Genomic DNA, 23836 nt, shown 5'->3' on the forward strand with positions numbered 1-23836 from the left:
GCCAGGAAAACCATCGGCCTCCGAGAAGATAACGCGGCAGCAATTGGTATCGGGCTCAGTGTCTGGTAGAGCGCGGTTTCCCATAGTGGTTTTGCGGTGTTCCCACGCCCAGCTAATCTTGCGGCTCCAAAACGCTTCGTTGAGCCTATCGTTGGCGTTTCTTGTCACAATTCTGACGCGAATCTTGCTCATTTCTGACAGAAGGCCAGTTCCCTGGTAGGTTCCGTTCTCCTCAAAAACATCAACGATGCAACCATTTTGAGCATGTTCGCCGGTTTCTGGAGACGGTTCTACACGGATAACCTCGCCCTCAAAGACCCAAGGATGTCCGCCCGCAAGTGCGCGAGCTGCTTTCTTGGTGATAATAACCTGTGGATAAGGGCGGAGTTGCTTCATGATGTTCCTTCTCGCGAGAAGCGCTTACAAAAGGCTTGGTGCTTGTATGTGCTCAGTGTCGATGCTCAAAAAGTTACATAAAAAAATTGCAGAGAGCCATAAGAGGGAATATTGCCTGCTTGATAGCTGCAGAGCGTTTGTCGGGAGAAGTCACAAAGAGAAGAATTGCGGCAAATTCCATTGAACAAACAGCAAAGACAACAAGCGCTTTACCTAGTGGATTTCTGTTAGCCATCAAGAAGACGCCAACGAATACCTCAATAGCAAGAAAGAGATTATAAAATCCCTGGTTAAAAGCCATCTTCTCAGTGCTCTCTGCCTCTTCTTTTGTCATGTTAAAGGCCTTGAGCGCACCGTCAGAAGTCCAGGCAAATGACTCAAGATAAAATATGACCACGTGTAAAACTGCAGCTCCAAGAGCAAAAATTATACCAGCATTACTAAAAGGGCCCATGTTTTATTCCTTTACTGTATTAGTTACCTGCGTTTTGATTATAGATTACGTGTGTCGGCCATATCTGCCGCCAAATCCAAATCCTTTGCCCCTTGACCTTGAGCCCGAGAACATCGAACGGGTGGTCTTGGTGGTAGAGCGGGAGTCTTGGAGCATAATGCGACCCGAGTCGTAAGAAAAGCCAGGTAAATCCCATGAGGGAATAAGCGCTTTTGTAAAATATTCAATTTCTCTGAGCGGCGTGACCTCATCTGGTCCCATAAAAGTGAACGCCTGACCTGCGGCTCCTGCACGGCCTGTTCGGCCAATGCGGTGAACATAATCCTCAGGGTCAAGCGGCACATCAAAGTTAATGACCGCGTCAATGCCCTGGATATCAATGCCGCGGCTCATGACGTCGGTTGCAACAAGAACCTGAATGGCGCCACTACGGAATCGCTCCAGCGCTCTTGCACGAGCTTTTTGCGGACGGTCCGCATGCATAACGTCAACCTTGAGACCTGCGGCTTTGAGGTTTTTGTAAATGCTATCAACACGCGACTTTGTCCTACAGAACACCAAAACACGCTCTGGCGCAGGATCAAACGAATCAATAAGCGCTTTCAGGAGCTGTGGTTTTTGTCCCTGGGTGACTGAACACAAATGTTGCTCGATTGTTGCTGCAGTTTGTCCAGTTCTTGCAATCTCAATGCGCTCTGGATCTTTAAGCAGCGCGTCTATAGTCGATGTAATTGACGCGGGGAGCGTTGCCGAGAAAAGCAACGTTTGATGCGCTTTGGGCAGCTGCTCCATAATGCGGCGAACGCTTGGCCAAAATCCCATGTCGAGCATACGATCCGCTTCGTCGAGCACCAGTACCTGGATGTTCTCAAGGCTTGTATGCTTTTTGTCGAGAAGATCTATCAGGCGGCCAGGTGTTGCCACCAGTACATCGCAACCTTTTTGCAGCGCGGTTATCTGGTGTTTATAGCGAGCGCCACCGGTAACAATGACGGCCTGCTGACCGGTGGATGCGCAAACGCTCTTGGCAACGGCATCAATTTGAGCAGCCAGCTCTCGCGTTGGCGTGATGATGAGCGCACGGGGATACGCGTTGCGTTTGGCGTCGCCTCGCTTGGCGTTATGCTTGGCGCCGCGCCCGGCAGCCGCGTTGCGCTCCTTGCTGTCGGGCTTCTCGGCCCCACCGGGTTTCTCGACAGCAATGCGCTGCAGCGTAGGCAACATAAACGCTGCAGTTTTACCCGTTCCCGTTTGCGCTGACGCAACAACGTCCTTGCCCGCCAGGACGGCGGGAATTGCCACGGCCTGCACGGGAGTAGGCGCGTTGAACCCAAGTGTTGCTACGCCTGCCAGAATTTGCTCGTTTAGCCCGAGCTCGGCAAAAGTTATTTCCATACAAACAAGTATACTTATGTGCAACGATTAGCTAAAGGAAGTTACCATGCCTATTAATATTCCAGATGGTTTACCAGCTAAGAAGACACTGCAAGAGGAGCGTATTTTTGCGCTTGAGGAAGAAGTTGCAGAACACCAGGAGATTCGTCCGCTGCGCCTGGCAATTTTGAATTTAATGCCTAAGAAAATTCAGACAGAAACTCAGATTCTCCGTTTGATTTCAAAGTCTCCTATTCAGGTTACGTGCGATTTTATGCGCATCTCTTCGCATGAATCTAAAAACACTGCCGCCGACCACCTGGTAACGTTTTATTCAACTTTTGATGACTTCAAAGATAAAAATTACGATGGTCTGATTGTTACCGGCGCTCCTATCGAGGACCTTAAATACGAGGACGTTGACTACTGGGATGAGTTTTGTCGCATCGTTGATTGGTCTCAGGAGCATGTCTTTTCTACCATGTACCTGTGTTGGGGCGCACTAGCTGGCCTGTATTACCTGCACGATATTCCTAAGAAAATGCTGGGCGCTAAGCTGTTTGGTATTTTTCCGCAGCGTTTATGCGATGAGTATTGCTTCCTCACCAATGGATTTGACGAGGTACATTACATGCCGCATTCTCGTCATGCTGCGATTGAGACATCAGCTCTGGTAGACCACCCCGAGCTTGCCGTACTTTCTGAGGGCTTTACCAGCGGTCCTGCACTTCTCGCTACAAGAGATTTCCACGAGATTTTTGTAACCGGTCATTTTGAATATGATCGCGATACACTTGCAGAGGAGTATTGGCGTGACTTCCACAAGGGTCTGCCTATTCGCCTGCCGGAGAATTACTTCCCTGATAATGATCCAGAAAAGCAGCCACTGTTTACCTGGCGCGCTCATGCAAACTTGCTGTATCGCAACTGGATTAACTGGGTGTATCAGATGACGCCGTACAACACAGACGAGATACCTGCGGCTATTGCAGATCTTCGTCAACGTGTTTCCGAGGCTGATCCTGACGCAAGGATGACCGGTAGGTTCTAAGCAGGCATTTGCACGGTGACCGATTTGCCAGCGCTTGTAACTGGTTAGACGCCATCAATACCATAAAATAATTTATTGATACACGCGTATGAAGCTACGTGTAGAAACACGTATAGAGAGGATACGTTGATGAAGGTTGTCATTGCTTCAGATATTCACGGCGCTGCCGACTATTGCGAGAAGCTCATGCAGGTCATAGAGGAGGAGCAGCCAAAGTACGTTTTGCTTCTTGGAGATCTGCTCTATCACGGCCCTCGCAACGATCTCCCTGCAGACTACGCACCAAAGCGCGTTATTGAGATGCTGAACAGCATTTCCGATAAGGTCATTGCGGTCCGCGGAAATTGCGAGGCAGAGGTAGACCAGATGGTTCTGGACTTCCCTTGCATGGCTGATTACAACATCTTGTTTGATAAAGATCCAAAGACGGGCAAGCAGTTCACTATCTTCTTTACTCACGGTCACGTCTTTGGCCCTGGTATTCATAACAGCGTTGATAAATGGCCTCAGACGCCAAGTATGGACGCATTTGTGTACGGCCATACGCACAGAAAAGTTAACATGCAGAGCGCTGACCACCCAGAGGTCACCGTGTTTAATCCAGGTTCTGTGGGCATTCCAAAGGACGGCACGCACAGCTGCGGAATCTACGAGGACGGCGAGTTTAGGCACGTCATCCTGGGCGAGTAAGTCTGTGTTGTCCACACGCAAAAAAATGGCGAGAAGATCGATTGGTCTTCTCGCCTTATTTGTGTCGCTGTGTCAGAGGTTTAGTGCATAGAAATAGTCATGAACTCATAGCCATGCGCATGGCGCGCAACAGAATATTCAAAAGCACGGCCGTCGTATATATAGCCAATTTGCTCAACCTCCAGGAGGGGGTCGCCCGTGCTAATTTCTAGCCTCGAAGCCTCAACCTCAGTAGGCATGACTGCCCTAATAACACGGTGTGCATTAGCAATTCTAAGTCCAATTTCGTCTTCAATGTAGTTGTAAATCGAGTGCTCTAGATGGGTCATTTTAAGATTGGGAATTAGGCTAATGGGCATGTAGGTATACTCGATGACCTGCGCAATCCCTTCAACAAGTCTGACGCGCACAATTCTGTATACAAAATCTTCGGTAGTAATATCAAGAGCTTTAGCAATGTATTCAGAAGGACGCTCAACTTCAAAGGTGTAGACCTTTGATTTGACGCGCTCACCTCGGGCGGCGTGCTCAGCCATGAAGCCTTCCATTTGACCGGAGACCTCTTTACTTGGCTTAATCTGCGTTCCTTCTTCCAGCTTTTTGACAAAAGTGCCAGAACCCTTTCGTCTAAAGATGAGACCTTGCTGCTCAAGAACTTCCAATGCTTTGTTAATGGTAATTTTGCTTACCTCATATTGCTCGCAGAGCTGAGCAACGGAAGGCAGACGAGAATAAGCAGGATACGTGCCTATAGCAATATCAGTTTTAAGATCTTGAACAATCAGCTCGTACTTATTCATGACACCTCCTCAGGTAGCAAAATTTTTACTTTGCATTCTATCTGATTTGCATTAGTATACTACTTAGAAAATCTAACATATCTGTTTTATAAAGTTGACATGTTAGGTTTAATACGTTTGAGAAAGGATAGGCATGTCGTATCAGTTGCCTGAGAATTTCTTCTTTGGTGGGTCAATGTCTGGTCCACAGACTGAGGGTAAATGGCAAGACGGCGGAAAGCTGCCAAACCTTTGGGATACCTGGTCCAACCTGGACATCCACGCATTCCACAATCGCGTTGGCTCCTATGCCGGAAATGACTTTACAGAAAGAATGGAAGAAGATCTTCAGCTTCTCAAGTCCCTTGGCTTGGATTCCATCCGCACTTCTATTCAGTGGAGTCGTTTGCTGGACATTAACGGCAACCTTAATCCAGAGGGCGAGAAGTACAATCACCATCTTTTTGCTGTTGCTAAGAAGGTTGGTATTGAGATTTTTGTAAACCTCTACCACTTTGACATGCCTGAATACCTCTTCAACCGCGGTGGCTGGGAGTCCCGTGAGGTTGTTGAGGCGTATGCGCATTACGCACGTATTGCTTTTGAAACGTTTGGAAAAGAAATCCGCTATTGGTTCACTTTTAACGAACCAATTGTTGAGCCAGAAGTTCGCTACACACTGGGCGATTGGTACCCCTTTGTAAAGAATTACTCTCGCGCCCGTGCTGTTCAGTACAATATTTCACTTGCTCACGCACTTGGTGTTCGCGAGTACCGCCGCGCAAAAGCAGCAGGTTTTATGCTTGAGGACTCTCGTATTGGCCTCATTAACTGCTTTGCACCACCATATACCAAAGAGAATCCATCAGAGGCAGACCTTGAGGCGCTGCGTATGACTGACGGCGTTAACATTCGCTGGTGGCTTGACCTGGTAACTAAGGGAGAGCTTCCACAGGACGTCATTGATACGCTGCAGGACCGTGGTGTTGACCTGCCTATTCGCCCTGAGGACAAGCTCATTCTTGCCGATGGCGTAGTGGATTGGCTGGGTTGCAATTATTATCACCCAGAGCGTATCCAGGCTCCTGCAAAAGATACTGACGAGAATGGCATTCCAAATTTTGCTGATCCATATATCTGGCCAGAAGCAGAGATGAATGTTTCTCGTGGTTGGGAGATTTACCCACAGGGTCTTTACGACTTTGCCATGAAAGTTCGTGATGAGTATCCAGAGCTTGAGTGGTTTGTTTCCGAGAATGGCATGGGCGTAGAGCGAGAAGATCTTAAGAAAGACGAAAACGGCGTAATCCAGGACGACTACCGTGTTGATTTTGTTCGTCGTCATCTTGAGTGGATTGCTCGTGCAATTCAGGACGGCGCAAAATGCCGTGGTTATCACTACTGGGCCATCATCGATAACTGGTCTTGGGCAAATGCTTTCAAGAACCGTTATGGCTTTGTTGAGGTTGACCTGGAAGATAACTACAACCGTCGTCTTAAGAAATCAGCTGAGTGGCTTAAGCAGGTTGCCACTACACATATAGTTGACTAGAAACTCGTGAAAGGAGTTTGCTCATGGCAAAAGATAATGGCCAAGCATCGTTTCTAGATAAATTTGCAGAAGTTTCTGCAAAAGTAGGTAATCAAGTTCATTTGAGGAGCCTGCGCGATGCATTTGCAACTGTCAGCCCAATTTACATTTTGGCTGGTATTGCAGTACTGATCAACAACGTTCTGTTCCCACTCATCTTTGCAAATGATCCAGTTACCTTGGCTAATTTCAAGGTTTGGGGCGCAGCAATTGCTCAGGGCACTCTGAGTTTCTCGGCAGTTATTCTTGCAGGCATTATTGGTTATTGCCTCGCTCGTAACAAGCGTTTTGAAAACGCAATCTCTTGCGTTGTTATTGGTATTGCTGCACTTATCATCATGATGCCTCAGAGCATTGTTGCCACTGCAGGCGCTGTTCTTCATGCAGCAAACGCCGCTGATGCAGCAGCTGCAGGAGTTGCACTTCCTGTGGCTGATGTTGCTAAGCTTCTGCCAACCGGCTATGCAGTTACGGGCGTTGATGTAACTGGTGCTTTCTCCACTTCCTTCACCGGTACTAACGGCCTCTTTGGTGCAATCATCATTGGCCTGCTTTCTACCACTATCTTCATTAAGCTCTCCAGCGTTAAGCAGCTGAAGGTCAGCCTTGGTGAGGGCGTTCCACCAGCGGTTGCAGATTCTTTTAACACCATGATTCCAATGATGTTGACCCTGACCGTCTTTGGTATTGCTTCTGCTCTTCTTGCAGTTTGTGCTGGTACTGACCTTATGACCATCATTGCAACAAGCATTTCTGCCCCACTGAAGGGCCTCATGAATGCTGGTCCATTTGCAGTCATCATCATCTACACCTTTGCAAACCTGCTCTTCTGCCTTGGCATTCACCAGTCCACCATCTCTGGTGTTCTGATCGAGCCAATCCTGACCATGCTTATTGTTGATAACATGGCAACCTTTGCAGCTGGTCAGCCAATTCCTCAGGACCACTACATGAACATGCAGATCATCAACACCTTTGCGCTGATCGGCGGTTCTGGTTGTACTCTGATGCTGCTTCTTGACACCTTTGTCTTCTCAAAGAACAAGGCTTCCAAAGATGTTGCAGCACTTTCTCTTCTCCCAGGTATCTTCAACATCAACGAGCCAGTTATTTACGGTTACCCAATCGTCTTTAACCTTCCTCTGATGATTCCATTTGTTCTTGTTCCAGATTTGTTCATCGGCCTGACCTACCTGTTCACCAACCTTGGTTGGATTAACCCTTGCGTTGCTATGGTTCCTTGGACAACCCCAGTCTTCCTGAGTGGTTGGCTGGCAACCGGTGGCGACATTCGTGCCGTTATCTGGCAGGTCATCGAGGTTCTTCTCGCCATGGCAATTTACCTGCCATTCATGAAGATTTCCGAGCGCGCACAGGCCAAGCAGGCTGAGGCTCTTGCAGAGAACGCTCAGGATGCAGAGTAGTTTGTGAGCTTATAATCTGAGTATCACTTGAAGCCAGCCATCGTATTTGGTGGCTGGCTCATCAAAAGGAGATCACATGAAAATCTTACTTGCTTGCAATGCCGGAATGTCCACGAGCCTGCTTGTTCAGAAGCTTCAGAAAGAGGCTGCTTCTCGTGGTTTGGATGCAGAGATTATTGCAAATCCTCTTAATAAGGCACTTGAGCTCATTGATGGCGCAGACGTCTTTTTGCTTGGACCTCAGATTGCGTATGCAAAGGCAGACGTTGAGGCCGCAGCAGGATCTACTCCTGTAGCTGTTATTCCTATGGTTGATTACGGCAGGATGAACGCTGCAAAAATCCTTGACGACGCACTGGAGCTTATTAAATAAGCGATAAAAGATTTTCTGAGCTCCCAGGTGCTCAAGAAAAGAGTATGGGGTAAAAATGGATTTAGATGACGGCATGACTGCTACGCAAGAAGCAGCCTTTGAGATTATTGCTACCGTTGGAACGGCAAAGTCAATGTATATTGGCGCTATCCAAAAGGCAAAAACGGGCGATATTGAAGGTGCGCGTGCAGATATTCTTGCTGGTACAGAGATCTTTAATGAGGGTCATAGCACGCATCTGAACATGCTGCAGCAGTCCGCAATTGATAACAGCAATGTTGAGTTCTCGCTCATCTTGCTCCACGCTGAGGACCAGCTTATGCAGGCCGAGTCTTTCCGCATTATTGCTGAGGACTTTATTGACGTGTACGAGAAGCTTCTTGACAAGTAACTGGCGAGAAAAACATGTGTGCAGAGACGTTTCTTGGTGGTATTGAGTTTGGTGGAACAAAGATTGTTCTTGCCACGGGTACACCAGACGGAAAAATTTGTGAGCGTGAGGTCTTTCCCACGACAGCACCAGAGTCTGTTTTGCCAAAGATTGTGGACTGGTTCAAAGCTCGCTCTATTCAGGCTCTAGGTGTTGGCGCATTTGGCCCCACGGGAGTCAATCCCGACCTGCCTAGCTACGGAAAGATTCTCTCGACTCCTAAGCAAGGTTGGCGCAACTTCAACTTGTTGCAGGCGTTGAAGGATGGACTGAACGTCCCTGTTGGATACGACACTGATGTTAATGCAGCTTGTTTAGGAGAAGCAGTTTTTGGCGCAGCTCGCGGCCTCGATAACGTTGTCTACCTGACAGTAGGAACCGGAATTGGCGCAGGCGTGCTGCTTGAAGGAAAACTCCAGCACGGTATGCTCCATCCCGAGGCTGGTCATATCCTTGTTGAACGCGAGACAAATGATCCTTGGCAGCAGACTAAGTGTCCCTATCACCAGAACTGCCTTGAGGGACTGGCATCAGGTCCTGCTATTCAAGAGCGCTGGGGACTTCCAGCTGTTGAGCTTACCGAGAAAGACGAGGTATGGGAGCTTGAGGCTGCCTACCTTGCAAAAGCCCTCTCCACATATGTAATGTGCTACTCACCTCAGCGCATTATTTTGGGCGGAGGCGTCATGGAGCAGAAGCAACTGTTCCCGCTTATCCATCAGAAACTTGTTGCGTACCTCAACGGCTACATCAACACTCCAGAGATAGAGGACATACAGAATTATGTTGTTCCTGGAGGTTGCGAGGGAAACCAGGGCATTCTAGGTGCTTTGGTGCTTGGACAGCGCGCGCTTGGTGTGTAATTAATTGGCGAGAAGAGCGCCTGTCGTGTAGAACAGCGTTCGCTTTGTAAACAAATGGCGAGAAGATCGATCGATCTTCTCGCCATATTTTGTGCCTTGTGACATGCGGTTTTCTAGTCAGCGTTACTTCCTAGAAAGTGTGTCAGTATTCCAGGTGCTGCTCTGAGAGCTGATGGTTACGGTTCTTCCACCGTTGGTGGAAGAGAGGGTGAAAGGCTCGCTTCTGCCACTAACCTGGCCGTTGAAGTCAAGTTCAAGCTTTGACTCGTCACCGGTCCAGGTGCCACGAACCTCTGGCTGACCACCAGTGCGCCAAATGACCGTGCCGTCTTTCTGGATGACAACCTCCATCGGCTTGCCGTCGGTGCCGGTACCGCTATAGGTGCCAACCCATTTTTGAGCTTTTTTGCGGTCTTCTTCGGACTTCTTATCCTTATCTTTTTGTTCTTGCTCTTTTTTGGTCTTCTCGGCCACGCCAGATTTAAGAGTTTCACCCTTCTTTATCTGGTCAGATACGCGAGAGTGGTATGAATCATAGGTTGAATTGTTGCCTGTATCGTCGCCCCAGATAACCTTCTCGTGCTCAATATCTCCGAGAAGAGCTTGTAGCTCAACAAGCTTATTTGCCACAGACTTTTGATCCATAGTATTTGCGGTATCTGTGTCGTTGAAGCTGTTTGCGGTTAGCCTGCGCTTGTAGTCGGCCTCAAACCAGTCGCGAATGCTTTTCTGTCGATCAGAGATTGAGCTATTCAGAACGTTGATTCCTGTATCGTCACTGCCATTAGGCATACGGAACTGTCCATTCTTCTGATCAGCCTGAATCTGCTCTTCAATTTCATTGAGTTTCTCGTACTGGTTAAGAAGTTCAACACGACTGCTGTCACTGCGAGGATCAACGCCAACACTCTCAACCTGCTCCTGATAGGTTGCAATGCGCTGCTGGACGGCGCTGCGCTTGGCTGCGTCGTCTTGGTGGGACTGAATGACCCAAGCAATGGCCAGTACGCCTACAACCAGAACGGCCGCAAGCAGGCCAAATGCCACCTTACGCAGAGAATCAGAGCCATCTTCAGTTTGCTTGCGTTCAACGGAACTAGGTCCGCTTGAAACAACGGTGAACTGCGAAGGATCAAAGTGCGAAATAGCAGTTGAATCAAGGTCATCGGCGGTGAAGACGTTGATGCGATCTGGGTCATTAATGAAGGTTGTAGGCTCCTCGTCAGCAGTGTTGGAGTTTGCGATTACGGTGGGGTCTGCGTCAGCATCTGCGTCAGTGTCTGCAACGGTGTCAGAGTCGGTGACAGCGGTAGGCGCCTCATCTGGGGTGATATAGGAGTCGTCTGTCGATACCTCTAGGAGCGAGGTTTCTGCAGCAGTGGCGTCTTCGTCATCGACTGGATACTCTGCCAGGACAGTTGCGTCTGGATCAGTTGTGTCTTGATCAGTTGCGGTGTCAACTGGATCGTCAGTCTCTGCTGGTGCGATAACCTCGGTGGCTGTGGTGGAGTTGTCGGGTGCGGTTTCTGGTGCAGGTTCTGTGGACTCGGCGAGCGCATCGGGTTTCTCGACGTTTGCGGCGTCTGCAACGCCTGCGGCGTCCTCGGCGTTCGCGGCGTCCGCGACGTCAGAAAGCTTCTGTCCGCAGTTGGAACAGAACTTTGCGTGCTTGCTAATTTCAGTTCCGCAGTTGGGGCAATTCATAGAGTCGCTCCTTAAATCGCCAGTTAGACTCAGTGGCTTTTAATTACACTGGGTTACTATTGTAGCGTTAACAGGAGAAACGCCAAAATGTTTTTAGTTTTGAAGGCGGTTGCGCGCGTTTAATGACACGCGATGTGGATCCGCTTCGCGTGTTCAGGCCCGCTACTTAGAGCAGAGAAACACCTGCTTCTGCGCAATGCTCCTCGGTCTGCTTGTCCCAGATAGATGCCTGCACCTCTCCGACGTGCGCTTTTTCTAGCAGCAGCATGCAAAGACGGCTTTGGCCAATGCCGCCACCAATGGTAAAAGGCAGCTCGCCGTCAATGAGCATCTTATGGAACGGCAGCTCAAGGCGGTCCTCGCATCCAGCGATTGCTAGCTGTGACTTAAGCGCCTCAGCGTCAACACGAATGCCCATACTGCTGATCTCTACCGCACAGTCCAAAGTCTCATCCCAGAACAGCAGGTCACCGTTGAGCGACCAGTCGTCGTAGTCGGGAGATCTAAAGTCGTGAGGCTGTCCGGAGTTCAAAGCACCGCCAATGCCCACGATAAAGGTGGTTGGATGCTCGCGAACAAACAGATCTTCTCGCTGCTTAGGCGTCTGAGTAGGGTAGAGGTCCTCCAGCTCCTGCGAGGTTACAAAGGTGACTTCGCGGCTGAGCCGCGTGTTGAGCTGGGGATAGTGCCACTTGAGCTCGTCGAGCGTGCCGCAGATTGCCTCGACAATGCGGCAGACAGCGTCTTCCAGCGTGTCGGTGTTGCGCTCGTCCTGCGTGATGATGCGCTCCCAGTCCCACTGGTCCACGTAAATGGAGTGCAGGTTATCAGGATGTTCGTCGCGACGGATAGCGTTCATGTCGCATACCAGGCCACGGCCGACGGCAAAATTGTAGCGCCAAAGTGCATATCGCTTCCATTTTGCAAGTGACTGCACTACCTCGGCGTTCTTGCCAACGTTTGGCAGGTCAAAGGCAACTGGGTGCTCGACACCATTGAGGTTGTCGTTCATACCGGTAAGCGGGTCAACGATAAGCGGAGCGGTGACACGTGACAGCTTAAGCGCCGCACACAGCTTGGTTAGAAATACGTTTTTGACCTGCTCAATGGCCTTCTGCGTATCGTAAAGTGAGAGGCTTGAGCGGTAGCCTTCGGGAATCTTAGTCATGCGGCTCCTTGCAAAAGAACGCTAAAAATTTAATTGCGCTGATTTTGCCTTCTTTCCATATCCCTTTGGCGAGAAACCCGTGTGATTTAACCGTTTTGTCAAAAAGACGGATACAAGACGTGTGCAGTAGAAAAAATAAATGAAGGCTATTGTGGGACTGTGAACTCAAATATTGCATCTCAAAAATTTTTAGAAAGTTTGTATACCTCATTCAAAGAGGGGAATATAAGTATTAAATAGTAATCATTCCTATTTAGTGGGAACCAGATAGAAAGGTTTTAACTATGCTAAACGATAAGCTCAATGTTCTTCTCGCTAACTACGCAGTTGAGGCGCACAAGATTCACAACTTCCACTGGTATGTCAGCGGCCCTTCTTTCTACAATGTGCACACCGACCTCGACGAGGTTTACGGTTCAATGTATGACCAGCTTGACGAGGTTGCCGAGCTCATCCTGATGAATGACGGCTCTCCACTTGGCTCTATGGATTCATTCCTCAAGAACGCAACTCTTTCCGAGGCTGCAGAGGGCTTCAAGAATCCTCAGGAGATTTTCGAGTCCATTCTTGCTGACTACGAGGCAATTCGCGCTTTCGCAACAGAGATCAAGAAGGATGCAGATGCTGAGGACAACTTCCTTGTTTCCGCAGCTATGGATGAGCACATCGCTCTTCTCTCCAAGACTATTTGGATGATTAAGCAGTCCAACAAGTAAGTTTGGCCCTTGGTCAGTTAACCTCTGGGTGGTCGATGAGCGCGGCCCTTGGAAATAGCCAGCTTCTTGGCAAACGACCAGCTTATTGACAAACGACCAGATAAACGTTGTGTTTCTTTCTTTCCCTTATGAACTAAAAATGCCGTCGGGTTTCCGGCGGCATTTTTTGTGGGTGCATCTGATCCAAAACCGATGCAATTATGTGCGTAGGGCTGGCTTTTGTAGATTTTTGGAGCTCGATTAATCCAAAAGCGCACTAATTATGTGTCGAGAAGAACGATTTTGATCCAAAACCCACCTAATTATGTGCCTTTCGGCACATAATTACCTCACTTTTGGATTGACTAGACACATAATTACCTGGGTTTTGGATCAATCGACATTGGAAAATCTACGACGGGATTTGATGTTGAAGTAGCTATGGCTTAGTGTCCACTTTGTTGGACACATGAAATCTTATGAGTATCTAGATTTGTTGCAACAGAGAAAGGAGTTGTAATGGGTCTTGATGCATTTGTTCGTTGCAGGTGTTTTGAAGAGGGAAAACTTAAACCCGGTCCAATACCTTTTGAAGACCTTTACATTGATGATGAAGACTACATCAGCTCAAAGTTTTTAGATCAAAAGCGTAAAGAGCTTAGCTCTGAACAGTTTAGGGAACGTTATGGAGACCTAGAGAGTGATTTTCTCGATTGGATGGATAGTGCCTGTGAGCATGAGTATGGAGAAATTTGTTCTGAAAGAGTTGGTAATTTTTGTGGCTTGTTAAGCATTGATGCCGTTTTAAGTTCAGATGAGGGTGAGTCAAAGTATCCGTTATTAAATAACATGCTTCCTGATGGCAATGGTGGTCTCTATCCTGTTGAAAAAGCACAGCCTACCCTTGATGAACTTGATAGATTTATAGAAGAGCATGCAAAGATTCAGGGATATCAGCTCATTGATGAGGAAACGCATAAAGTCCTTTTTTCTTGTGCGGTAGATGACGGTTTTTGTATGTATAGCGATGACAGCATTGATTATGGATTCACAGAAGACACTTTGTATTTCCATCAACTTAAGCCTTCACGTATATTTTACGCTGACCATTTTTGCCAGATTCCAGCTGATGATTACGAACAAACGAAGAAAGTAGTTGTTTTTTGTGATGATCAAGATGACTGTGCATCAAACTTTAGAATGACTTTACCGGGTCCAATTGATAGTGAATTAGATAATTCTGTCTTAAGAAGATTTTCTGTTAAAAAGGCAACTTTAGATTTCAAAGAAACCGGTCATTTTTGGCGGCTAAATAAAATTAGGAACCTCCTTGTAGCATCTATAGAAACAAAACACCCTATTTGTTGGTGCTAAAAACATGCTCTTTTATAAAACGTATGAGTTGCTCTATCGAACTGTAGCCTTTTATTAACTACCTAGAAAAAGAGGGCCGCCACCAGGCAGCCCTCTTCGCGTTTGCGCTGGCGAGAAGAACGTTGCGCTTGAACGATCTTCTCGCCAGATGGTGAACTTAATAGGTAGGATTCTCTACCTCAACCTTGTCGACTTCCTGGAAAGGAGCAAGGGTTGAGACCATGACAATTGGCTCGTCATAAGGGTTGTTGACGTAGTGAACCTCGCCGGGCTCAATGTGGATGAAGTCGCCAGCTGAGAGGGTGTGAACCTCGCCGTCAACCACAATGTCAATCTTGCCTTGAAGAATGTGGAAGTTCTCCTCCATGATGTTGTGGTAATGAGCTTGGAAATCCTGGCCAGGCTGGAACTGGACCATGGCATAGTTCATGCGAGGGCCTTTCATCAGGTACTTAGGACCGTGATCTCCGCACCTGTACTCAAAATCGTTCTCATTGACAATAAACATCTTGCTTTCCTTTCAGGCGCAACTTTTGATGCGACCAAACGTTTTTCTTGTGCGCTATGCGTATCCGTGGCGCAGCGGAGCCCGGCGTTTACAGACCAGGTGCTCTCCACATGCTCTTGACCTTGTTCTCTTCTGCAAGCTCAAGCTGACTCTTGTAAACATCCTTCCACTGGACATAGAGCTGATCGTAAACAGCTTTGTTGTCTGGGTTGGGGGAGAATGTCTTATCCCATTTAACAACGCGCTTTGCGCCCTCAGCAATGCTTGGATAGATGCCTACGCCGTAGCCCGCAAGGACAGCGGCGCCCAAGGCAGTTGCCTCTTTGACCTCTGGGATGCGGACGTTCTTGCCAGTAACATCGGCAACAATCTGTGCCCACAGAGAACACTTGGAAGCGCCACCTGCAAAGATGAGCTCGCTTGGCTCATTGCCCGTAGCTTCTTTGACCAGTTCAATATGGCCGCGGACGAGAAGGGCGGTGTTCTCCAAAATTGCGCGATAGAAGGTGTACTTATTGAAACGCTCTGGATCAAGCTCAAAGTTGGTGAACGTTGGGCTTGCGTGGATCCAGTGGATGTAGTTCATAACGTCACTGAAGCAGCAAAGCATACCGTGGCTACCAGCAGGAATCTCTGCAGCGCGCTCGTTCATGACCTCATACACGTCATCAATGCCGCGCTCTCTTGCCTCGGCCTTTTCTGCCTGGCAGAAGCCGTCGCGATACCAGCGCATAACCAGACCAGGCTTGAATGCCAGAGCCTCGTACTGCCAAATCTGCGGAATAGCATGGCAGTTTACACGGACGCGATACTCTGGGTCTGGAGTGCTCTTATCGGTGTTGAACTCGTACTGCCAGAAGCTACCACCAAAAACGCCAGCCTGGCCAGGCTCGCAAGCGCCAACGCCAATCATACCCAGCTGGCAATCGCCGCCGCCGACAACAACAGGTGTACCTTCGGCAAGGCCCGTCTCTGCTGCGGCGTCTGCAGTTACAGTGCCAAGGACTTCCCCGCACTCGATAACCTGGCCAAACAGGTCGTCACGAAGACCGCACTCCTTTGCAATCTCCGGATCCCAGGCGCGTTCTTCCAAGCTCATGATGCCGGTGGTGCTGCCGTTTGATGGCTCAACCGCAAGAACACCAGTGAGCTTGTAAGCAAGCCAGTCGTTGAACATACCAATCTTGGCTGCCTTGTTGTAGATCTCTGGCATCTTGTTCTTAACCCAAAGAAGACGAGGTAGAGCGCCTAGTGCATAGGTTTGACCACTCTTCTGGTAAATCTTCTTCTCAAGCTCTGGATCCATATCAATGAGCTGTTTAACCTCATCGACACTTCGGGCGTCAACGTTAGCGCATGCCCAAATCTCGTTGCCGTCTTGGTCATACAGAAGGATGCCCTCGCGCATGCAGGTGGTGGAAATACCTGCAATTTCTTTAGGATCAATAGAGGTCTTTGCCAAAACCTCTTTGATGCAGTCCAGAGCAAGCTGCCAGTTAGTAACCCAATCAAAGTCCATGCTGCCAGGCCAACGAGGGTCCTCATGGTGCTCCCACTCGCGCTGAGCAACCCCAACCTGCTCACCGTCAACACTAAAGAGAACGGCGCGAATACTTCCTGTTCCCGCGTCTAGTGCAAGAAGATACTTTCTCATCAGATCCTCCTTGTTTACGAAAGAAGCAGCTCAGCAGCGGTGTCTGAATCCGTAATCAGTACGTTCAGATAGCCGCCGTTGAGCACTGCTTTAATTGCCGTAACTTTATCTTTGCCACCAGCAACGCCAACAACGTTCTTGAGCTGGCGAAGCTTGTCCAGATCGGTACTAATGACGCGATCTTCAATTTCTGTCTGAATAAGATTGCCGTCTTTATCCATAAAGTGATTCAGGACGTCACCGACGGCTCCCTGCATCTTAAGTACGGTCAGCTCGCCCTCGTTAAGGATGCCGTTGCGCAAAACGGTGGCGCCCTCAACTGCGGCGCCAATGCCGACCACACTCATGTCTGCATATTCCGTCATAGTGGACACGTCTTGCAGGCTTTTCTCGTCAAGAAGCGCATCGCGCACTTGGCGAGAAGACACAACAAGTGGAGACGGCGTCAGGAACAGGTGCATGGAGTAGGCGGTGGTGCCAACGGATGGCAGGTAGTAGCTCACGCCGCCTGTAAGGCTTACAACGTTGAGCGACTCCTCGCGGTTTTTGGCGAGAAACCCCAGCATACGGCTGACGGTATCGCCGTAGCCAATGTTGAGGTAGCCGTCCTCGCGCAGGTGATCGGAGACGTAGTGAGCTGCGCCCTGAGCAATAGATTGATTAATGGCAGAGCTATCCAGAGGAGTTGGGATCACAAAAGCGTCCTTGAGGCCAAAGCGGTCAATAAGGAGCTGTTCTGCGGAAACGCGCTGGCTATCGTTCTTTCTGAAGCTGAACTGAACAATGCCCTGCGCGCGAGCTTCTTCAAGTAGACGGATAACTTTTGCACGAGAAACGCCCATGACCTCAGCAATCTGAGTCTGGGTGTTATCTTCCATGTAGTAATACCACGCAGCCTTAGTAGCTAGTGCATAAGTTTGTTCGTCCATGCATCCTCCTGTTGATACTTTTGTTTAATGATAAAACATTTGTATCTAACATACTAGACTTCATTATAGTAATTATTCTCCCTATTAACAGGAAGATATACTACAAATACCATAATTACGTATAGAGGTATTGCGGACTATTGTTCATGATACAATCAAAAATACCATTCACGGCAGTAATAATACCGTTTGCCGTGACGGTGCTTTGAAGAATGCCTATTTATAGATATCTTCAAAGTGTGAGATTTTGTACGGCCGTTAGTTATTTTTTGGTAGGAGGTACTATGGGTAAATCTTTTGACATCGATATCGATGCCACTGACCCAAAGTCGCCTGAAGGAAAAGATGTGTGCGAGCAGTGCGACACACTTCTTTCCGTCCGCGGAATCAAGAAGTCATTTGGCTCCAACGAGGTATTAAAAGGCATTAACTTAGATTTGGCGCCAGGAGAGGTCATCTCTCTTATTGGTGGCAACGGTTCCGGTAAATCTACCCTCATGAAGATCATCATGGGTATTTACTCTGCCGATGAGGGAGAAATTTCTATCGATCGTCAAAAGGTTGATATCTCCAACCCTAAGGCCGCACTTGCACACAGTATCTATATGGTTCCTCAGGAGCCAATGCTGTTCCCTAACATGACCGTTAGAGAGAACATCACCATTGGTTTTGAGGCTCCAAAAGCTGAGCTTAACAAGATGCTTGAAGACACTATGAAAGAGATTGGCTGGGAGCTTGACCTGGACCGTAAGGCAATGACACTTTCCATTGCTGAGCAGGGCATGGTTGAGATTCTCCGCGGTCTTATGCGTCACTCTGAGATTCTTATTCTGGACGAGCCAACTTCTGCACTTACCTTTGACGAGGTACAGAGCCTCTTCAAGGTAGTCCAGGAGCTCAAACAGAAAAACATTGGCATCATCTACATTACACACCGCCTGGCAGAGGTCTTTGAGATTTCTACCAGCATTGGCATTCTGCGCGACGGCGTTATGGCTATGCGCGGTAAGGTAGAGGACTTCACGCGAGAAGATCTTGTACGTGGACTTCTCCCGCCAGACGCAGCAGAGATTAAGAAAGAAATTGCCGAGAGCGCAAATATTGATTACGACGCAGAGCCTATTTTTGAACTTGCTGAGTTTACCGGCTATGGCTTTGCTGACGTAAACCTCAACATTTATCCAGGCGAGATTGTTGGTCTTGCGGGCATTGTTGGTGCTGGTAGATCAGAGATGGCTACCACCATTTATGGTATGGATAAGGTGTTGGGCGGCAAGGTATTTGTTGACGGCAAAGACATCACCGGCAAGTCCACCAAAGACGTTATTGCTGCAGGTCTGAGCTATGTTCCGGAGGATCGCTTCAACGACGGTCTGTTTAGAATCCGTGACGTTGCTGAGAACACTACCAGTGCTCTGCTTGCAAATTCTTCCCTGGGTAAGCTGCTGCTTAACCGTAAAGAAGAGGATAGGGTTTCTCAGAACTACGTTGATAACTTCCGCACCAAGGTCACAGGCCTTGATCAGGAGGTAGGTGGTCTTTCTGGTGGTAACCAGCAGAAGATTGTTATTGGCCGCGCATTCTCGGTTGCTCCAAAGGTTGTTATTTTGGACGAGCCAACCCGTGGTATTGATGCTGCTGCTCGTGGCGATGTGTACGCCGTTTTGCAGGAGCTCCGTAAGCAAGGCGTTTCTATTCTTCTGATTTCTTCTGACATGGAAGAGATTATTGAGCTTGCTGACCGTGCGTTCACCATGTACCAGGGACGCATTAATCACGAGTTCAAAAAAGAAGAAATTACGCAGGACAACCTCATGTCCGCTGCATTTGGATTGTAGGAGGTGACGTATGGATCTTGTAAAGCGCCTTCTCAAGGCTAGGGGACTGAGCAGCCTCGCATTCCTGATTGCTCTCTTTATTATTGTTGGTGCAATGAATCCTGCATTCTTGACGCCAGCAACAATTGCTGCCTGCTTTAACACGTCCGTTGTCTACACATTGGTCGCTGTTGGCGTGGCTTTCACCCTGTTCATTGGTGAGATTGACGTTTCTGTTGGTTCCAACCTGGGTCTTGTTGCTGTAGTAGTTGGTAGCATGCTGAGAGATGGAACTCCACTTCCCGTTGCTTGCCTGGTAGGTATTCTTATTGGTGTAGCAATTGGTCTGGTAAACGCCTGGGGCGTTGCCGTTATGAAGGCTCCATCGCTTATCTTTACCCTGGGTACCAATGGCGTTCTGCGCGGTATTGTTTACGTTTACACCAACGGCCAGTGGGTTGAGAACCTTCCTAAGGAGTTCAAGGACTTCTCGGCAGTAACTGGTATTGGCGACTTCACCGTTTACTACTGCGCAGTTATTGCACTGGTTATTCTGATCCACTTTGCACTGACCCAGACTCGTCGTGGTCGCTGGTTTGCAGCAGTTGGCGATAACGCTAACGGTGCAACTCTGGTTGGTATTCCAGCTCTTCAGACCAAGATTCTGGCATACGTCATCTGTGGCGTTATGGCAGCTATCGGCGGCATTATCTTCTGCAGCCGTATTGGCTTTGTTACCCCAATGAGTGGCAACGGCTACGAGATGAAGGCTATTGCAGCCTGCGTTCTTGGTGGTGTTAGCCTGCTTGGCGGCGTTGGTTCCGTTCTTGGTGCAGCTGTCGGCTCCGTCATCATGGCATCCATTAGCTACCTGTTGGTCTTCATGGGCTTCTCGTCAAATTACGACAATGCAATTACCGGCGTTATTCTGATTGTCATTGTTGTTGTGGACGCCCTGCTTCAGCACCGCTCCATTGTTCAGAACAGGCACGCTCGTCTGAACGCACGTGTTTCTCCAAAGGCAACTTCTGAGGTTCTTGCAGAGCAGATTGCAGACTTTGGTGAGGCAGCTATAAGCCCTTTGGGTAAGAAGGGCGGTGTTCGCTAATGATGAAGACACTTAAGGGATTCTTGTCCAAGGGTCAGACAAGCTGGAACATGATCCTTATCGGTTTGCTTGTGCTTGAGTTTGTGATTTTTGGTGCTGCTAACGGCAAGTTCTTGCGTCCAGCACTGCTGTTTACCAGCATTAACGATAACCTGCCCGTATTTATGATCTCGCTTTTTGTAACGCTTGTTATGGTTACCGGCGGCATCGACATCCAGGTTGCTTCCCTGGTTGGTCTGACGTCCATCACTATTGGCGTTGGCTGGCAAGACTTTGGCCTTCCCATCTGGGGCGCTGTAGGCGTTGCCTTTGTTTTGGTCGTTGCTTGTGGCGCGCTTTCGGGCTTCTTGATTGCGTACTGCCGAGTGCAAGCAATGGTTGTTACCCTGGGCGGCAGCTTCCTGTACTCTGGTCTGGCGCTTCTCATCTCTACACTTTCCAAGACCGAGAGCTACCAGGGAATTGGCGGTTTCCCCGAGGACTTCAAGTTTGTATCTAACTTCCAGCTCTTTGGCGTCATCCCATTCCAGTTGCTTATCTACATCCTGATGCTGGTCATCGCGTTTATTCTGCTGCACAAGACCAAGTATGGTCGCCGCATTACCCTGGTTGGCGTTAACCAGAGCGCAGCTGAGTTCTCTGGCATTAACAGCCGAGCAGTCATCATGTCCACCTACATGCTCACCGCAGTTTCCGCTGTTATTGCAGGTGTTGTTCTGACCGCTTACCTGGGTACCGCTAAGTCCGATCTTGGTGCCGACCTCACCATGGACATCATCACCGCAGTTGTTTTGGGCGGCACGCTTTCCACTGGTGGTAAGGGCTCCATCGTTGGTACCGCACTTGCTTCGTTTGTTATTGCATTCTTGCGCTTCGGCTTGCCATTGTGCTTCAAGGTAAGCCCACAGTACCTGGATATTCCTGTTGGTGTCCTGCTGGTTGTTGTCATCGTTGCTCGATCGGCAGCAAGCGGAACAAATATTGGTACGTTTTTGAAATCGCTGCTTTCAAGCAGCAGTAAAGCCAAGGCATAAGCTTTGGGGAAATTGTGCCTTAGGCACAGACAAGGGAGGTTACCTATGCAAGAGATTACTCGTCGTGGTTTTATTGGTGCCGCTGGTATCACCGCAGTTAGCGCTGGCCTCGCTCTGGCAGGCTGCAATGGTGGTGGCGAGAAGAAAGAAGAGACCAAGAAGTCCGAGGGTGGCGGAGACGTCAAGGGCAAGACCGTAGCATTTATTCCTAAGGTCACCGGTAACGCATTCTTCGAGTCCGCAAACAAGGGTGCACAGGACAAGTCCAAGGAGTGGGGCTTCACCGTTGACTACATCGGCGACGCAACCGCTTCCGTTTCCGCTCAGGTTTCCGTCATCAACCAGGCAGTTGCTAACGGCGTAGACGCAATCAGCATCTCCACCGTTGACGCAAAGGGCGTTTCCGACGCACTGAAGAAGGCAACCGCTGCTGGTATCGTAGTTACCACTTGGGACTCCGACGCTAACCCAGAGGATCGTACCCTCATGGTTTCTCAGGGCACCCCAGAGATTCTTGGTCAGATGCTTGTTGACATGGGCGTTGCTGGCCTCAAGGAGCGCGGCAAGGACCCAGAGAAGGACGAGATCACCTACGTCTGGCACTACTCCCAGGCAACCGTTACCGACCAGAACTCCTGGCAGGTAGCTGCACAGAAGATCATCAAGGAGAAGTATCCTAAGTGGAAGAACGTCCACGAGAACTACTACTCCAACCAGGACGCTGAGCAGGCAATCACCATTGGTGAGGCAATTCTCGACGCTTACCCAGAGATTGACCTGATCATCTGCAACGACTCCACCGCTCTTCCTGGTCAGCTCCAGGCTGCAGAGAACAAGGGCTACGACGAAAAGAAGATCACCATCACCGGTTTTGCTTCTCCACAGTCCATCAAGTCCTACTGCGAGCACGGCACCATCTACAACTGGGGCCTTTGGGACTGCGCAGTTCAGGGCGCTATGGGTTGCTATGTTGCAGCATTCCTTGCAGCTGGTAACGAGGTCAAGGTTGGCGACACCATCTCCATCCCAAGCATTGGCGATGTTAAGGTTGAGCCTAACGACTCCATCGCCGAGGGTGCAAAGACTGGCGAGAAGAACAACGGCGTTGTTCTGCTTCCTGAGCGCCTTGTCTTCACCAAGGAGAACATGAACAACTACTCCTTCTAAGTAGAAGCGGTACGTTTTAGCTGGCGAGAAGACCGATTTTCTCGCCAGCTTATGAGGTAATTCAGCCGCAGAGGGAAGTGATTCTCTTTGCGCGCTTTAAGGTTTTATTGAAAGGATTTTCATGGCAGATCTGGACGGATTGAAAGTAGCTAAGGATTATCACGTAGACACTCCTTTTGCTAACAATCAGGGATTTTATGTAAAGGGTGCAAACAACCTCGACTGGGGTATGCAGAAGCACCTCTCCAACATCTTTGATCCAAAGAGCGGCAACACTGTAATGTTCGCATTTGACCACGGTTACTTCATGGGTTCAACCGCTGGCCTCGAGCGTCTTGACCTGCTGCTTCCACAGCTTGCTCCTTACGTTGACTGCTTCATGGGCACCCGTGGCGCAATCAGGACCTGCGTTTCTCCAGAGGTTTCTAAGGGCATCGCACTTCGCGTTTCTTCTGGCTCTTCTATGCTTCAGTCCGACCTCTCGCACGAGGTTGTTGCTGTTGACATCGAGGATGCTATCCGCATGAACGCAGACTGCATGGCTGTTCAGACCTTCATCGGCGCTGATGGCCAGCTTTCCAGCATTGATAACCTGAGCCAGGTCATTAACGCTGGCTTCCGCTATAGCATTCCTACCCTCGGCGTTTGCGCTGTTGGTAAGGATATGGAGCGCACTGGTCGCTTCTTCAAGCTTGCAACCCGCATCATCGCTGAGATGGGCTGCCAGATTGTTAAGACTTACGACTGCGAGGACTTCGAGGAAGTCGTTGCAGCATGCCCAGTTCCAATTGTTGTTGCTGGCGGCAAGAAGCTTGCTGAGCGCGATGCTCTGCACCTTGCATATGACGTCATCCGCAAGGGCGCACGTGGCGTTGACATGGGCCGCAACATCTTCCAGAGCACCCATCCTCTGCAGATGGCTGAGGCTGTCCGCATGATCGTTCACGAGGGCGCAACCGACGCTCAGGCATGGGAGTTCTTCGAGGACGCAACCCACTAAGCGCGCACAGGTCCACGCGACCTCCAAGTGCGGCATTGTCGCAGGTACGACGGGTGCGATCCCGCACGACCTCCAGGCACGAAAGCGCTGCTCACACGTGGCTTTCTCATGTGGCGAGAAACATACTGACCTTGAGCTGGTAATCCTTTCGGATTACCAGCTTTTTTCTGTAGCGTGTTAGCGGCGGCTTTGAGGCCCGGCGCACAAAATAGCGCAGCTTTGGTAGGTTCTGCTGAAGAATCGACATGTTCCT

The 23836-nt window shown here is 49.3% G+C and carries 22 protein-coding genes and 1 pseudogene; 14 read left to right on the forward strand and 9 right to left on the reverse strand.

Annotated features, from left to right (window positions below):
- The 3 genes and pseudogenes from RWJ43_RS01790 to RWJ43_RS01800 all read right to left on the reverse strand — a co-directional run.
- Positions 1 to 396 (reverse strand): annotated as a pseudogene (locus RWJ43_RS01790) (rRNA large subunit methyltransferase I); the annotation flags it as partial.
- A gap of 73 nt (positions 397 to 469) precedes the next feature.
- The gene (locus RWJ43_RS01795; RefSeq protein WP_314007060.1) at positions 470 to 850 is read right to left on the reverse strand and encodes a DUF1304 domain-containing protein; all 381 of its coding nucleotides are present in this window, start codon (positions 848 to 850) and stop codon (positions 470 to 472) included.
- A 45-nt stretch (positions 851 to 895) separates the two neighbouring features.
- Complete coding sequence (locus tag RWJ43_RS01800) at positions 896 to 2245, reverse strand: DEAD/DEAH box helicase (RefSeq protein WP_314007063.1); 1350 nt, start codon at positions 2243 to 2245, stop codon at positions 896 to 898.
- Between the two features lie 46 nt (positions 2246 to 2291).
- Between RWJ43_RS01800 and metA the strand changes: the two genes are divergently transcribed.
- Both metA and yfcE read left to right on the forward strand, forming a co-directional pair.
- On the forward strand, positions 2292 to 3275 hold the full coding sequence (metA, locus tag RWJ43_RS01805; RefSeq protein WP_314007066.1) for a homoserine O-succinyltransferase: 984 nt from the start codon (positions 2292 to 2294) through the stop codon (positions 3273 to 3275).
- A 129-nt stretch (positions 3276 to 3404) separates the two neighbouring features.
- Positions 3405 to 3965: a phosphodiesterase gene (yfcE, locus tag RWJ43_RS01810; protein ID WP_035437323.1), complete on the forward strand. Its 561-nt coding sequence runs from the start codon at positions 3405 to 3407 to the stop codon at positions 3963 to 3965.
- 80 nt (positions 3966 to 4045) lie between these two features.
- Here yfcE and RWJ43_RS01815 read toward each other — a convergent pair whose 3' ends face one another.
- Entirely contained in the window at positions 4046 to 4765 is a 720-nt protein-coding gene (locus RWJ43_RS01815) for a GntR family transcriptional regulator (RefSeq protein ID WP_314007069.1), read from the reverse strand.
- Between the two features lie 133 nt (positions 4766 to 4898).
- Here RWJ43_RS01815 and RWJ43_RS01820 point away from each other — a divergent pair, with 133 nt between their 5' ends.
- From RWJ43_RS01820 to RWJ43_RS01840, 5 genes are all read left to right on the forward strand, one after another.
- Entirely contained in the window at positions 4899 to 6296 is a 1398-nt protein-coding gene (locus tag RWJ43_RS01820; protein WP_314007072.1) for a glycoside hydrolase family 1 protein, read from the forward strand.
- A gap of 23 nt (positions 6297 to 6319) precedes the next feature.
- Positions 6320 to 7759 carry a PTS transporter subunit EIIC gene (locus tag RWJ43_RS01825; protein ID WP_314007075.1) on the forward strand — a complete coding sequence of 480 codons (1440 nt, stop codon included), beginning with the start codon at positions 6320 to 6322 and terminating at the stop codon, positions 7757 to 7759.
- Between the two features lie 76 nt (positions 7760 to 7835).
- Positions 7836 to 8132, forward strand: coding sequence for a PTS sugar transporter subunit IIB (locus tag RWJ43_RS01830; RefSeq protein WP_035428165.1), 297 nt, complete (start codon positions 7836 to 7838; stop codon positions 8130 to 8132).
- Positions 8133 to 8187: 55 nt separating this feature from the next.
- Entirely contained in the window at positions 8188 to 8523 is a 336-nt protein-coding gene (locus tag RWJ43_RS01835; protein WP_314007079.1) for a PTS lactose/cellobiose transporter subunit IIA, read from the forward strand.
- 14 nt (positions 8524 to 8537) lie between these two features.
- Positions 8538 to 9425 carry an ROK family protein gene (locus tag RWJ43_RS01840; protein WP_314007081.1) on the forward strand — a complete coding sequence of 296 codons (888 nt, stop codon included), beginning with the start codon at positions 8538 to 8540 and terminating at the stop codon, positions 9423 to 9425.
- Between the two features lie 123 nt (positions 9426 to 9548).
- On the opposite strand, the gene RWJ43_RS01845 is transcribed toward RWJ43_RS01840, so the two are convergent.
- Together RWJ43_RS01845 and asnA are read right to left on the reverse strand one after the other, a co-directional pair.
- Positions 9549 to 11129 carry a zinc-ribbon domain-containing protein gene (locus tag RWJ43_RS01845; RefSeq protein WP_314007084.1) on the reverse strand — a complete coding sequence of 527 codons (1581 nt, stop codon included), beginning with the start codon at positions 11127 to 11129 and terminating at the stop codon, positions 9549 to 9551.
- 166 nt (positions 11130 to 11295) lie between these two features.
- Positions 11296 to 12297 (reverse strand): aspartate--ammonia ligase, encoded by a 1002-nt coding sequence (gene asnA / locus RWJ43_RS01850; RefSeq protein WP_314007087.1) that lies wholly within the window; start codon positions 12295 to 12297, stop codon positions 11296 to 11298.
- Between the two features lie 284 nt (positions 12298 to 12581).
- On the opposite strand from asnA, the gene RWJ43_RS01855 reads away from it, so the two are divergent.
- Positions 12582 to 13013 (forward strand): DNA starvation/stationary phase protection protein, encoded by a 432-nt coding sequence (locus tag RWJ43_RS01855; RefSeq protein WP_314007090.1) that lies wholly within the window; start codon positions 12582 to 12584, stop codon positions 13011 to 13013.
- A 498-nt stretch (positions 13014 to 13511) separates the two neighbouring features.
- Positions 13512 to 14366: a hypothetical protein gene (locus RWJ43_RS01860; protein WP_314007093.1), complete on the forward strand. Its 855-nt coding sequence runs from the start codon at positions 13512 to 13514 to the stop codon at positions 14364 to 14366.
- Between the two features lie 157 nt (positions 14367 to 14523).
- Here RWJ43_RS01860 and RWJ43_RS01865 read toward each other — a convergent pair whose 3' ends face one another.
- The 3 genes from RWJ43_RS01865 to RWJ43_RS01875 all read right to left on the reverse strand — a co-directional run bounded on the left by RWJ43_RS01865 (position 14524) and on the right by RWJ43_RS01875 (position 17457).
- Positions 14524 to 14874, reverse strand: coding sequence for a cupin domain-containing protein (locus RWJ43_RS01865; RefSeq protein WP_035437342.1), 351 nt, complete (start codon positions 14872 to 14874; stop codon positions 14524 to 14526).
- An 88-nt stretch (positions 14875 to 14962) separates the two neighbouring features.
- Entirely contained in the window at positions 14963 to 16528 is a 1566-nt protein-coding gene (gene lsrK / locus RWJ43_RS01870; protein ID WP_314007096.1) for an autoinducer-2 kinase, read from the reverse strand.
- Between the two features lie 14 nt (positions 16529 to 16542).
- The gene (locus tag RWJ43_RS01875) at positions 16543 to 17457 is read right to left on the reverse strand and encodes a sugar-binding transcriptional regulator (RefSeq protein ID WP_314007099.1); all 915 of its coding nucleotides are present in this window, start codon (positions 17455 to 17457) and stop codon (positions 16543 to 16545) included.
- 284 nt (positions 17458 to 17741) lie between these two features.
- On the opposite strand from RWJ43_RS01875, the gene RWJ43_RS01880 reads away from it, so the two are divergent.
- The 5 genes from RWJ43_RS01880 to lsrF all read left to right on the forward strand — a co-directional run bounded on the left by RWJ43_RS01880 (position 17742) and on the right by lsrF (position 23583).
- On the forward strand, positions 17742 to 19295 hold the full coding sequence (locus RWJ43_RS01880; RefSeq protein ID WP_314007101.1) for a sugar ABC transporter ATP-binding protein: 1554 nt from the start codon (positions 17742 to 17744) through the stop codon (positions 19293 to 19295).
- Between the two features lie 10 nt (positions 19296 to 19305).
- Positions 19306 to 20382, forward strand: a complete 1077-nt coding sequence (locus RWJ43_RS01885) for an ABC transporter permease subunit (RefSeq protein ID WP_314007105.1) — start codon at positions 19306 to 19308, stop codon at positions 20380 to 20382.
- Complete coding sequence (locus RWJ43_RS01890; protein ID WP_314007108.1) at positions 20382 to 21416, forward strand: ABC transporter permease; 1035 nt, start codon at positions 20382 to 20384, stop codon at positions 21414 to 21416. Before RWJ43_RS01885 ends, RWJ43_RS01890 begins: the two co-directional genes overlap by 1 nt.
- Before the next feature lie 45 nt (positions 21417 to 21461).
- Positions 21462 to 22583, forward strand: coding sequence for a substrate-binding domain-containing protein (locus RWJ43_RS01895; RefSeq protein ID WP_314007111.1), 1122 nt, complete (start codon positions 21462 to 21464; stop codon positions 22581 to 22583).
- A gap of 121 nt (positions 22584 to 22704) precedes the next feature.
- Positions 22705 to 23583 carry a 3-hydroxy-5-phosphonooxypentane-2,4-dione thiolase gene (gene lsrF / locus RWJ43_RS01900; protein ID WP_035428381.1) on the forward strand — a complete coding sequence of 293 codons (879 nt, stop codon included), beginning with the start codon at positions 22705 to 22707 and terminating at the stop codon, positions 23581 to 23583.
- Positions 23584 to 23836: the final 253 nt, after the last annotated feature.

The sequence above is a fragment of the Lancefieldella parvula genome (assembly GCF_963530955.1).
In the GTDB taxonomy this organism is placed as follows: domain Bacteria; phylum Actinomycetota; class Coriobacteriia; order Coriobacteriales; family Atopobiaceae; genus Lancefieldella; species Lancefieldella parvula_A.